The sequence below is a fragment of the Anaerococcus sp. NML200574 genome (genome assembly GCF_026131665.1).
Lineage (GTDB): Bacteria > Bacillota > Clostridia > Tissierellales > Peptoniphilaceae > Anaerococcus > Anaerococcus kampingae.
On sequence record NZ_JAMXSM010000001.1, the window covers coordinates 12829 to 26206 of the forward strand.

The following is a 13378-nucleotide window of genomic DNA, read 5'->3' on the forward strand; positions in this document are numbered from 1 at the left end:
TTAATTTATCTATATTTATTATAGTACTATTTGGGACTAAGTCAAGAAGATAAGTCGAAAATCAAATTTTTTTATGTATAATATTTTAGAGGTGTAAAATGATAGATTATTTAAAAGACCAGGGCATAAATGATAACTTAATTGCCCAATTAGAAAAGTATAGAAAAGAAAATGGCCTTGATGATTCTGATAGGGTCATTAAGCCAGAATATAAATATTATGGAAAAGAAGTCTTAGAAGAGGCAATTGCAGCCCTTCTTGCAGGCAAAAATATCCTCCTTACAGGAGCTAAGGCTACAGGAAAAAATGTCCTTGCGGCCAACCTTGCCTATTTATTTAAAAGGCCAGCCTATGATATTTCCTTCCACGTCAATACAGACTTTGCTTCCCTTATCGGGGCTGATACCTTTAAGGATGGTGAGGTCAAATTTAGGAAGGGGCCTATCTTTGAGGCAGCCCTCAATGGAGGTTTTGCAATCTTAGATGAAATTAATATGGCTAAAAACGAGGCTATTTCAGTCCTCCACGCAAGTCTTGACCACAGGAGGATTATCGAAATTTCTGGTTTTGATAAGATAAAGCTTGATCCAAATACCAGATTTATAGGGACAATGAACTACGGCTATGTAGGCACTCGTGAATTAAATGAAGCCCTTGCTTCTAGGTTTATGATTATAAATGTGCCAAACATCAGCGAGTCTAACCTTGATAAGCTCCTTACAGATAATTTCCCAAAATTAAAGGAAAAATACCGCAAGGCCTTTATTGATGTCTTTATATCTTTACAAACAAAGAGCGAAAATAACGAGATATCAACCAAACCAGTCGACCTAAGAGGACTAATCGGAGCAATCGAGATAATGAGAGTGGGACTAAATCCTTATAAGGCGATTATGATGGGTCTTGTAAATAAGTCCTTTGATGCCTTTGAAAGGGAGATAGTCCTTGATGCTATCAAAACAAAAATACCTGAATCAATAGATGAGAGTGTCTTTGATGAATGAAAATTATGAAAAAATAAGAGAGTACAACATAATATGGGACTTTGCGGATGATTACAAATTCATCCCCAAAAAATCCTATCCAATGGATCAAGTCTATAAAAATATGACAACAGGCTTTATCATAAAGACCTTTGATTTTGATATGCTTGATTCTTTCTTTGCTTATTTAAGAGATGAAAATCCCTTCTATGAGGAATTTTCCTATATAACAAATCTCTTGATTGAGGATATAGCCTTTAAAAGTCTTAAAGATTCTAATTTAGTAATAGAAAAGTTCAGAAAGACCTACGCAAGTAAAGTCCTACGCAAATACCGCTACCATGAGGCAGATGACCTAAAAGAACAAATTGAAAAGGCCTACTATGGCAAGGTCCTAGCCAAGCCAATCACAGAAGGAGCCCTTTTTAGAAATATTTACAATGAAATTTTTAAAATCTATACACTAGATACGGCAGACCTTATTGATAAATTAAATAAGGTCTTTAAGACATATTTTGCCTTTGAAAGGTCAGAAGAAAACCAGGCCCTCCTTAATGAAATGATCAAGGATAAGGAGCCTAAGGATTTTAAATCTTCTAAAAAGGATGAAGAAAAGGCAGATTTTTCTGATGAATTTATTAAGGATCAATTTAACATAGGTTCTGCAGAATTTACAGGCAATATCTACCTGGAAGATAAGAAAAAGGACAATGATAGGCACCTAATCCTCTTAAATGCTGATAAGGAAGGCTACCACACAAGTGATGAATTTATAGAAGACTTCTACGGCAAAAGCATCTACCCAGAAGCTAAGGTCAGAGCCCTAGAAGAAAAAGTAGCCAAGGGAGTCCATGCTGGCAAGAGCCTTTATTTTACAAAAGGAATCTACAAGGATAGCCCAAATGCCAGGTTTTATAAGAAAAATAGGGATGAAGTTTACGAAAAAAACAAGTCCTATATAGAAAAAAACCTAGCAATTAACAACCGTTCGATTAAGGAACTTGCCCAGACTATAAAAAATTCTATAGCTAATTATGAAGATTTTTCAGAAATTTCTAAATCCTACGGCATGGTTGATTCAACCAAGGCCTGGAGGGCAGCCGTCCTAAAAGATTTTAATATCTTTGACAATATGGAAAATGACGATGTATCTAGTTTTAAGGTGGACTTGCTCCTAGATTCATCGGCCAGTCAAAATAAAAGGAAAGAGATAATAGCCAACCAAGCCTACATCATAGAAAATGCCATGGATGAGGTTGGTATTCCAATTAGGGTCATGTCTTATTCGACCCTAAGAGATCACACAGTCTTTAATATTTTTAGGGACTATAATGAAAAACACAAAAACAATGAGATTTATAAATACTTTGCCTCAGGATCAAATAGAGATGGCCTAGCCTTTAAGCTTTTAAATGAGCTAATAGATAAGACTAAGGACAATGAAAAGCACATCCTAATAATCCTTTCAGATGGCAAACCAAACGATGAAAAGGCAAATATAAATACAGTTAAGCTCCTTCAAAAAAACCAATATGTGGGAGAACTTGCCGTAAATGACACAGCCAAGGAGATTAGAAATATCAAAAACGATGAAGTATCAGTCCTTGGAGTCTTTACCGGCGAAGATGAAGATTTAGAAAATGCCAAGCTAATCTATGGGGCAGATTTTTGTAAGATAAGTAGCCTAGAAAACTTCTCTAAGGTCGTATCAATCTTTATAAAAAATACAATAATGAAAATGTAAAAAGAGCTAGGGCCTAGCTTTCCAAGAGTTAATCTCAGGAAAGCTAAAGCTTTAGCTCTTTTTTAATATCTTTGTTTTCTTTTTTTCTTGGCTACTCTTTTTTCTTTTTCCCTTCTTCCAAATAGCTTATGATAAATGTGATTTACAAGTTCCATAACTTCTGGAATTCTAGCTAGTAAAATAAGCAATACATAGACAAATCCTGCCACAATAATTGCCACAAAAAGAGCTATAATATGGCTTATTTTGCCTGCAAGTCCTGAATAGGTAAGCATGGCAAGAAATGCCATTATGCATGTAGCAAGGATAATCTTGCCTAGGGATATGGCAGCCTGTCTAAAGTTAAAGGCCCCAAAATTGTCCCTAAACTTATAAAGCATAAAGGCTGATCCTATGGCAGTTGATAAAACTGTTGCATAGGCAAGTCCCTCTAGATCAAAAAACTTAATTAGTATAAAGTTTAGGATAATATTTAAAAATTGTTGCATAACTACAATTATAACTGGTGTCTTGCTATCGCCAACCGCATAAAATCCCCTATCTACCACATCTGACAAAGATTGGAAAATTATATAAGGTGAGTAGGCTGTAAGCAAACTTGCAACTATGGCTGTATCATCGCTTGTAAAGGCATTTCTTTCAAAAACAAGCTCTATTATTGGTCTAGATAGAACCATCATGCCGATTGTGGCAGGTATTACTAGACTCATAGTAGTAACTACTGCAGATGATATTTCCCCCTTCATCTGCTCAAACTCACCGGATTGGCCAAGGCTTGCAATCTTTGGAAAGATAGCTGTAGTTACAGAAACTGTAATTACACCTGTGATTAGGGTAAGCATGGTCTTTGAGTAAAATAGCTTTGAAATTGCAGCCTTACCAAAAAAGGCTGAAGCCATTGAGTTATCTGCAATTATAGAAAGCTCGCCTGCCGCAGATGATATTATAATTGGAATTGATATAAGCATTAAGCTTCTTACATATTTATTATGAATATCAAATGTTCTCTTATGTTCGTAACCTGCATCTTTCGCAGCTTTTGGAAATAGGATATACTGGAGAACATTTCCTAAAAGTGCCCCGATTATTAAAAGGTAAGGATTGCCAGTAATACCGGTTAGGATGGTGAAAATTATTATAATCACATTCATCAATATACCGGTTATGGCTGGGTCAAAGAAATTACCCTTTAGATTTAGATATCCCCTAAAGACTGCTGAATAAAGGTAAGCAAAGACTGCAAACATCATTATCCTGGTGTAATTTGTGGCAAGATCTAGCCACTCTCCCTCTAGGGATGGGCTTAAAATTTTTGAAAATGGTCTTGCAAAAATTATACCAAGGACTACTGCAACAAGGCCAAATCTCATCAAAATATTGAAAATATTTGATGTAAATTCCTCAGCGGCCGCTTCGCCCTCCTCGTTTTTTGCCTTGTTATATATTGGTATGAAACCTGAAATAATACCGACTGCCACAAAGTTTGCTGCAACTACTGGCAGGGTATTGGCTGTTGTGTAAATGCTTTTTAGATCACTTGCCCCGATAAAGGATGCCATCACAGCCTCTCTGACAAATCCAAAGACTTTGGAGACTATGGTTATGATCATAAGCATGAGTGTTGTTTGTCCCATAAGAACCTCTCTTTATATCATATGTGTTATTATATCATTTAAGCTTATAAAGGACAAATATATGCTAAGATTTCCTCATTGACTCTATTTTTATTTTTTCATCTGCAATTGATAAGCTAGATAGGTTATGGCTTACCAGAAGGATGGTCTTATTCTTACTAGCCTTTTTGATTGACTTAAGTATTGTCGCCTCGTTTAAGATATCAAGATTAGATGTCGGTTCGTCAAAGAGCATAAGGTCTGCATCATGGAGAAAGGCCCTGGCTATGCCAATTCTTTGCCTTTCTCCAGCTGAAAAGCTATCTCCAAGCTCTCCTGCCAAAGTGTCATAGCCATCAGGGAGAGATTCTATAAATTCATGGATTGAAGCTTTTTTAGCAGCTTGTCTTATTTCTTCATCACTTGCCCCAATTTTTCCAATTCTTATATTATCTTTTAGGCTGATATTGAATATATAAGTATCTTGACCCAAGAGAGCTTGCATTTTCCTTAAGTTTTTGCTTGGGATATTTTGTATATTTTCTTCATTTATTTCTATCTTTCCAGAATCAACATCCCAAAATCTCATCAATAACCTAAGTAGAGTTGACTTACCTGAGCCGCTTTTACCATATATAGCCAAAATTTTATTTTTAGGTATATCCAAAGATAAGCCTTCTATGATTTTTTCATCCTTGTAAGCAAAGGAAATATCAGAAATACTTGCGCTTCCAAATTTTTCCATGTCTAAATATCCTTCGACTTCTTTTACAAGAGGCTCTTCTTCTAAGAGGTCTAAAATCCTATCACCACTAGCAAGGGTGTGGGATAAGATATTGCCTAGATTTGATAGGGCTACAAAAGGTCCAAAGCTTGAAAACATAGCAAGGACTGGAATTACAACTCCCTTTATGTCTATGATTTTATTTTGAAATAGGTAGACTGATAAAATTAACATCAAAAAGCTAAAAACTAAGATCAAAGCCCCTATCATAGCTTCTGATTTTGATTTTAATATATCGAGTTTGTTGGCAGTTTTTCTTAGAGACCTGGATTTATTTCTTAGGGTCTTAAGCTTAGAATCCCTAAGGTCAAATTGCTTTACTTCGTCTATATTTCTGATTGTTTCAAGAACAAAGGAATTTAAGTCTCCATTTTTATTTCTTAGGTCAAGCCCTAGTTCAGAATTTTTTCTACTTATAAAATATGGACAAAGGACGCCAAGACTTAGGTAGGCCATTAAAGCAAGGAGGGCTTGGTAGATTGAAAAGCTCCCTATAAATATTTCCATAAATATCATATACAAAATCGCTATGGCTATTGGGGAAATGGTGTGGGCATAGAATACCTCCAAAAGCTCTATATCTGATGTAATAAGACTTATAAGATTGCCCCTATCCTTGCCTGATAGTTTTGCAGGCGCCAGGCTTCTCATTTTCTTAAAAACTAAGTGCCTTATCTTTGCCAAAATTTTAAAGGCCAAGTAATGGTTGGCGTATTGCTCTATATAGTGGAAAATCCCCCTTAAGATTGCTATGGCAAACATAAGCTTGATAAATAAAATATTCCTACCATCATTATTTATATTAGCTAAAAGACCGTAGCCAGCAAAAATCGTGACAAAACTTGCACACAAATGACCAAGCGTTCCAATAAAGGCTGCTATAAGCATATATATTTTTAGGTCCCCTACAAGGCCAATCATATTTTTCATGACCACAAGGCCGTTTCTTCTATTTTTCATTTCCTACCCCCATAGCGTAAGAGCAAAGCTCTTCTTGCTTATCAAAGATATTTTTATAAGGCTCACAAGACTTATAAAGACTTTCATGGTCACCACTTGCCTTAATTTCTCCATCTTCGAGAAAATAAATTATATCGCTATCTACAAGATTTATAAGCTTGTGTGAGATGATAAGGACTGATTTTTCCTCGGCAAGCTTTCTTATCACTTTCATTATCTCTCTTTCATTTTCCCCATCTATATTGCTTGTTGCCTCATCAAAGATATATAACTCAGCCTTAAAAAGTAGAGCCCTAGCAAGGGCTAGTCTTTGCCTTTGACCTCCTGATAGGTTTGAAGCTTCTTCTAAAATAGGAGTATCAAGACCTGAAAGGCCTTCAAAAAATTCATACAAATTAACTTTTTTGAGGGCCCCTATCATATCTTCATCGCTTAGCTTAGGATGTGCTATAGATAAATTTTCCCTGACACTTCCCTTAAAAAGTCTTGCATTAAAGTCTATATTTACGATGTTTTTATTTAGATTGTCTGGAATATAAAAAGTTTTTTCTATATCATTTAGTAGAATTTCCCCACTATAAGTAAGCTTTGAATCTTTTATTAGCCTAGCTATAGTAGATTTGCCAGAACCACTTACTCCAACTAGACTTGTTAGCTGATTTGGCCTTATATCAAAACTTATATTATCCAGAATTTCCCTCTTAACGTCATAAGAAAAACTCACTTTTTTAAAAGATATACCAAGCTTATCTTCCTTTATTATTTCTTTGCCAACTTCCTCGCTATCGCTATCTATAAGGATCATCAGCTTATTAGAAGCTGCTATACCATTCATAGCTATATGGAAAAATGACCCTAACAACCTAAGAGGTAGGAAAAATTCTGCTGCTAGTAGGATTATAAAAGTAAGACCAAATATATTTATAGAATTTTTTGAAAATTCCAAGATAGCAATGCCAATGCCTGCAGCTGTCCCACCATAGGCTATTATATCCATTATGGATGTGGAATTAAGCTGCATGAGTAGGACTTTCATGGTAGCCTTCCTAAATTTTTCTGCAAAGTCATCCATCAAATTTTGTCTAGACTCATCTACATCATAGATTTTTAATTCGGTAAGGCCTTCTAGGTTTTCTAGAAAAATATCGGCTAAGTTGGTATAAGATGTCCAGTAAGAACCTAATAATTTTTTGGCTATCTTTTGTACCAGAATTATTGATACGGGAATAAGTGGCAGGCACAAAATCATGCAAAGCGCTGCATCTATGCTTATGTATCCTATAAATATAAAGATAATAAAAGCAGCTAGGAAGCTATAGTAAAGTTGAGGCAAGTAGGATGTAAAATATATTTCTAGCTGGTCTACTCCCTCTACAGATAATTGTAAAAGCGATGATGTTGATAGTTTATCCCTATAATTTATCCTATAATCCATCATTTTCTCAAAAATTATCTTTCTCATCTTCTCTTTGATAGCCTTAGTAGAAATAAAGGCTATGCGGCTTGCCATATATTGACTAAAAAGTTTTATAGATATGAGCAAAAATCCAAATAAAACTATTTGCCAAAGAGATATTTCTTCAAGACTGTTTCTTAAAAGACAGGAAAGAGTCTGGCTAAAGATTGAGACTATTCCGATTTGCATGAGCAAGGACAAGATTCTAAAAAATAAATTCCAATAGAGGTATTTTTTTGATCCTTGCAAGATTTTCATAAGTTTCTTATTAATCATATGCTTTCCTTTATATATTGATTTACAAGGTTCTTTAAATATCGAACATTGTTCATTTTTATTTTATCATATTTTTTATAAGCCTGCAATTGATTTTCACTATCAGATTTTAAGAAATTCTTATAATTTTGACCAAAGAAAAATGACAGACAAAGTTAATGTCTTTGCCTGTCATTTATAATAATTTTTAGTCTTCTTTTGTTACTTGTAATTTGCTATCATCTGGCCTATCTTCAACTGGGATATTGGTATTATCTGCTGGAGATTTGAAGATTGATTCTTTAGAGAAGGCTAGTACTGCCTTGCCGCTCTTTCTATTATCAACTACTGTACCAGGACCGCCTACACAGCCTCCCATACAAGCCATTCCTTCGATTAGCTTGCCATTCATCTTGCCAAGTTTAGCCATTCTTGCCAGTTTGACACAGTCAGCTAGACCTTCTGCATTTTCCATTTCTACTTTTACATCAGGATCTATTTCGTGGATTCTCTTTTCAACTGCCTTAGCTACTCCACCGCTTACTGCGTAGTATCTACCTGTTTCTGAAGCATCCATGATTTCATCTTCTACTTCTATCTCAGCTGGCTCAATACCTTTGGCAAGGAGCATTCCTAGAAGCTCTTCGTAGGTTATTACAAAGTCTATTACCTCAGCTACTTCTGGTTCTAGGGCTTCAAGCTTTTTAGAAATACATGGTCCTATGAATACTACTTCGCAATTTGGATCACGTTTTTTCATTTGCTTACCTGAGTAGATCATTGGTGTTGATGATTCTGAAATCTTGTCGTTAATGTCTGGGAAGTTCTTCCTTACCATAAGTTTCCAAGAGAAGCAGCATGATGTACCCATAAATGGAATCTTGCCTGTTGGTACAGATTCTAAGAATTCGTGTGCTTCGTTCATGGTTGTAAGGTCAGCACCAAGTCCTACTTCTATCATATCATCAAAGCCTAGCATTTTAACAGCTTCTCTAATTTGTTTTGGGCTTACATTTGCTCCAAATTGACCTACGAAGGATGGAGCTACTATTGCATATACTTTTCTATCTGATTGGAGGGATTTTATTAATTGATAAATTTCTCCCTTATCTGAAATAGCACCAAATGGGCAGGTTATGATACATCTACCACAAGCTACACACTTATCTTCATCTATTGATGCACGGCCTAGTTCATCTGATTTGATTGCCTTTACACCACAAGATTCTGCACAAGGTCTCTTTTGGTGGTTAATTGCATTATATGGACAAGCATCAACGCACTTGCCGCATTTGATACACTTATCTTGGTCAATTACAGCACCCTTTGCTGAATAGCTGACTGCGTTTTTAGGGCAGACATTTACACATGGGTGGCCTATACAAGCGTGGCATTGGTCTGTAACTGTTACCTTGTTTTCTGGACAAGCTTCGCAGGCGATTTTGATAACTTGTACTAAAGGTGGGTGGTAGATTCTTCTGTCGACATCCATTCCATCTAGGCCTGCTGTTATGGCTTCTGTCTTATCAGCTGTTCTTGCATCAAGACCTATACACATCCTTAGTCTCTCGCCCATTACAGCTCTTTCTCTAAAGATATTTTCCCTGTAAGATGCTTCCTCACCTGGAAGTATGTTATAAACTTCTAGTCCAATATCTGTTAGTGGCCTATTTTCGTAGGCAATTTTTGCAACTGCCTCAAAAGCCATCCTTCTTATGTTTAATATATCTATGTACGATTCTTTCATTATTACCTCAACTACTTATTTTTTACTTATTCTTTGCTTTTTTCTTAGCCTGCCTATCAACATTGATAGTGCTATACATCTTATCCATCAATACTTCTGGTTTTGCTTTTGTTATGTATTCGTCATCAATTTTGACAATTGGTGATAGTCTTTTTGAATCTTCAACTTCATCCATTATGTTTGCGTAGATTATTTCAATCTCTGGAGCATTACCTAGATCATCTACTTCGTAAGCAACTTCCACATCCCTTTTTACTATTTCAGCTGAATCATGCAAATATTCATTGCCGTGGGCAGTACACCTAGCACATGAGCATATAGTTACCTTCATTTTATTCTCCTTTTTTATATAGTCCTACTATGATTGTAACAAATTTAACATAATAATTCAATATGGATTTACATTTTATTCTAAATTTATATTGATGATAAAGATAGAACCCTCTCCCAGAGTGCTTTCTAGACTTATATCCATTTCTAAATAATCTGCTATATGTTTGACTATAGATAGACCAAGGCCAGTTGATTTTACCTTCCTATCCCTAGACTTATCTACCACATAAAATCTTTCAAAGACTCTTTTGATGTCAGAATTTGCAATCCCTATTCCTGTGTCCCTTATACAAAGCTTTATAGAGCTTGCTTCAAGTAGAGAATATATTTCTATTTCTCCGCCTTCCTTATTATATTTGATGGCATTTTCGTAAATATTTGATAAGAGGTCGACAAATAGAGATTTCTGGCTATAAATTTTAAAATTATCTAGGCGGTTTATTACTTTTATGCCCTTTTTATCAGATGCATGGGCAAATTTTTTGATTATTGTATCCATTTCATCTTTTAAATCTATCTGGCTTTTGCTTAGCTCAAAATCTCTCTCATCTAGCCTTGATATTTTTAGGATATCATCAATTATTTCTAAGAGTCTATTGCCTTCTTCATAAATAATCTGAGCAAATTCTCTTATGTCTTTATCCTTAGCTAGGCCTGTAGCAATTAGCTCTGCGTAGCCATTTATTGATGTAAGTGGGCTTTTTAGTTCGTGGGTGACATTGCCAGAAAATTCCCTTCTCATTAGCTCTGCCTTCCTAGTTTCCGAATAATCTATGACTATGACTACAAAGCCCATCTTCCAGTCCTCGTTTATCGGGTCTATAAATAATTTTAGATGGTAATTATTTACGTCTATAGATAGGGATCTGGACTTAGATGTAAGCTTTACTTCCCTTACGGCAAGGAGGTATTCTTTTTTGTTGATTAGATTTTCTAGATGGACACTCTCATCCTTATTTAGGAAGGTCTTGGCAGATTCATTCATCATATCTACCTTGCCCTTGCTATCAAAAATGATAAATCCTTCTTCCATGTTTGATGTCATAGCCTTAAGCTGGTCAATCTTTCTTTGTAGCATGGAAACTTTTTTTTCTAGTCTAACATTTTTATTTAATAAATTTCTATAAATCTTGCCCACATCTTCAAAATCATCGCCTATGTCTTTGAACTCGTAATATTTATTGAAATCACTGACCTTGCTTGCATAGCTATCAAGTTTTTTATCTATAAAGAGGTGCGAACTAATTAAAATTGCAAGACTTCCTAGATAAAATATTAAGATATTTATGTAATCTTTGCTATATAAAGCTACAACCACAGCTAGGATGCTAGCTATGGTTGCTGATGTGATTAGGGATTTTTTAGTTAACTTTTTCATATTTCTCCAAATTTATAACCGAGATTTCTTACTGTCTTTATATATTTTCCCGCATCCTTTAGCTTGCTTCTTAAGCTTGCTATATGGACATCTACGGTTCTTGTTTCTCCTTGGTAGTCATAGCCCCAGATTTTTATTAGAAAATCATCCCTGGTTATGACATTACTTAAGTTGTTCATAAATAAATTTAGCATTTCAAATTCTTTGTAGGTTAGGTCAATTTTTTCCCCATCGACCTTGACCGTACGTTTTTTTGTGTTAATGCTTATGTTTTTGTAGTTGATATGGTCGGTATCTTTTTTGTTTGACCTTCTTAGGACTGCCTTGACCCTACTTAAAAGTTCTAGGATTGAAAAAGGCTTACTTATATAGTCATCTGCCCCACTTTCTAGGCCTAGGACCTTATCAAATTCATCGGTCTTGGCTGTAAGTATTATTACTGGCAGGTCAGAAAATTCTCTTATTTCCTTTAAAATTTCTATCCCGTCCTTGCCTGGCAGCATTAGGTCAAGAAGTAATAAATCGCAAGGCTTATCCCTTATGATATCTACTATATCGATTCCATCCTCAAAGGTCTTTAGCTCATAGCCCTTCTCACCCAGGGCGTAGGCTACTAAATTTCTTATTGCCTTGTCATCTTCAACTACATATATCATTTATAACCTCGTTGCTAATTCTGCTACTCTTCTTAGCCTATCTCCTAATCTTTCAAAGTATTTGAATAAGAGGATTTTATTTGACAATTCCACCGCTCCTATCTTATCGTCTTTGTTTAGTTTTGCTGTATAATTTATTGCATCTACAAATAATTTGTTGTTTATTTCGTCTTTATCTATGGTTTTATGAGCTAAGTCCTTATCATCATCTACAAAAGCCTTCATAGAATCAAGGGCCATTTCCTTTTCATTGGCTATAAATTCTTTTAAAAAGTTTGCCTCTTGATCTGTAAGGTCGTATTCTTTTAGGATGGTCGCTGCCGATGTGAGATGGCTTGCGATTCTTTTTTGACTTGAGGCAAGCTTTATTTCCATTTGCAAAAACCTTAAATCGCTTGCTACCGGTTGTTGGAGGGCAAGGAGTTCAAAGCAGAAATTTTCCACCCCGCTTGCTCCCCTTCTAATATCATCATAAAGCTCTATTACATGGTCTAAATTTTCTTTATTCTTGCTTTCCAAATATAGGTCAAATCTATCATAGGATATTAATATTAGCTGGTTGACCTTGCTTGACATTTCCTTGATTGAGTCTAGGTCGTTTATAAATCTACTTCTCATCATATCATCCAAACCTTCCTGTGATATAATCTTCAGTCCTCTTATCAGCTGGGTTTTCAAAGATTTTTTTTGTATCAGCCATCTCTATAACTTCTCCTGTTAGGAAGAAGGCTGTTTGGTCAGAAATCCTCGCTGCCTGTTGCATGTTGTGGGTTACTATTACTATTGTGTAATTTTCTTTTAGCTGATCCATTAGCTCTTCTATGGCTGCTGTTGATATTGGATCTAAGGCACTTGTTGGCTCATCCATTAGAATTATTTCAGGATTTACTGATAGGGTCCTTGCTATACATATCCTTTGCTGCTGGCCACCTGATAGTGATAGGGCATTTTGCTTAAGCTTATCCTTTACCTCATCCCAAATTGCTGCAGATTTTAGGGATTTTTCTACGATTTCATCAAGACTATCCTTATCTCTGATTCCACTTATTTTTGGCCCGTATGTTATATTGTCATAGATTGATTTTGAAAAAGGGTTTGGTGATTGGAAGACCATTCCTACATTTCTACGAAGGGAGACGACATCCACATCTTTTTTGTAAATATCCTGCCCCTCTATTTCTATTAAACCTTCTATTTTACACGAATCAACAAGGTCATTCATCCTATTAAAGCATTTTAGGGTTGTAGACTTGCCACAGCCAGAGGGGCCTATGAAGGCTGTTACCTTGCCTTTTCTGATATCCATATTTATATTTTTTAAGGCCATGAAGTCGTCATACCATAGCTTTAAGTCCTTTACAAGGATTGATGTGCCCATGTCTTCGACTACTCTTTCCTTAAAGATTTTTTTGTTTGATTTTTTTATATCTTTTAGCTCTTGGTCTATATTTTTTTCAAGAGACTTTTCT

Annotated in this window: 11 protein-coding genes; 2 read left to right on the plus strand and 9 right to left on the minus strand. The window is 35.4% G+C overall.

Annotated features, from left to right (window positions below; translation table 11 throughout):
* Positions 1-98: 98 nt before the first annotated feature.
* Entirely contained in the window at positions 99-1004 is a 906-nt protein-coding gene (locus NH286_RS00070; RefSeq protein WP_265212120.1) for an AAA family ATPase, read from the plus strand.
* Positions 997-2727: a hypothetical protein gene (locus NH286_RS00075; protein ID WP_265235909.1), complete on the plus strand. Its 1731-nt coding sequence runs from the start codon at positions 997-999 to the stop codon at positions 2725-2727. Before NH286_RS00070 ends, NH286_RS00075 begins: the two co-directional genes overlap by 8 nt.
* A 62-nt stretch (positions 2728-2789) precedes the next feature.
* Here the strand turns inward: NH286_RS00075 and murJ are convergent, their stop codons facing one another.
* The 9 genes from murJ to pstB form a co-directional block, all read right to left on the minus strand.
* Positions 2790-4361 (minus strand): murein biosynthesis integral membrane protein MurJ, encoded by a 1572-nt coding sequence (gene murJ / locus NH286_RS00080; protein ID WP_265235910.1) that lies wholly within the window; start codon positions 4359-4361, stop codon positions 2790-2792.
* A gap of 64 nt (positions 4362-4425) precedes the next feature.
* Positions 4426-6084, minus strand: a complete 1659-nt coding sequence (locus NH286_RS00085) for an amino acid ABC transporter ATP-binding/permease protein (protein ID WP_265235911.1) — start codon at positions 6082-6084, stop codon at positions 4426-4428.
* Positions 6074-7816, minus strand: a complete 1743-nt coding sequence (locus NH286_RS00090) for an ABC transporter ATP-binding protein/permease (RefSeq protein ID WP_265235912.1) — start codon at positions 7814-7816, stop codon at positions 6074-6076. Before NH286_RS00090 ends, NH286_RS00085 begins: the two co-directional genes overlap by 11 nt.
* A 187-nt stretch (positions 7817-8003) precedes the next feature.
* Positions 8004-9542: a 4Fe-4S dicluster domain-containing protein gene (locus tag NH286_RS00095; protein WP_265235913.1), complete on the minus strand. Its 1539-nt coding sequence runs from the start codon at positions 9540-9542 to the stop codon at positions 8004-8006.
* A 22-nt stretch (positions 9543-9564) separates the two neighbouring features.
* Complete coding sequence (locus tag NH286_RS00100) at positions 9565-9873, minus strand: hypothetical protein (protein ID WP_106460806.1); 309 nt, start codon at positions 9871-9873, stop codon at positions 9565-9567.
* A 75-nt stretch (positions 9874-9948) separates the two neighbouring features.
* Positions 9949-11253: an ATP-binding protein gene (locus NH286_RS00105; protein WP_265235914.1), complete on the minus strand. Its 1305-nt coding sequence runs from the start codon at positions 11251-11253 to the stop codon at positions 9949-9951.
* Positions 11250-11909 carry a response regulator transcription factor gene (locus tag NH286_RS00110; RefSeq protein WP_106460808.1) on the minus strand — a complete coding sequence of 220 codons (660 nt, stop codon included), beginning with the start codon at positions 11907-11909 and terminating at the stop codon, positions 11250-11252. Before NH286_RS00110 ends, NH286_RS00105 begins: the two co-directional genes overlap by 4 nt.
* Positions 11910-12527 (minus strand): PhoU domain-containing protein, encoded by a 618-nt coding sequence (locus tag NH286_RS00115; RefSeq protein WP_265235915.1) that lies wholly within the window; start codon positions 12525-12527, stop codon positions 11910-11912.
* 4 nt (positions 12528-12531) lie between these two features.
* Positions 12532-13287 carry a phosphate ABC transporter ATP-binding protein PstB gene (pstB, locus tag NH286_RS00120; protein ID WP_265236154.1) on the minus strand — a complete coding sequence of 252 codons (756 nt, stop codon included), beginning with the start codon at positions 13285-13287 and terminating at the stop codon, positions 12532-12534.
* Positions 13288-13378: the final 91 nt, after the last annotated feature.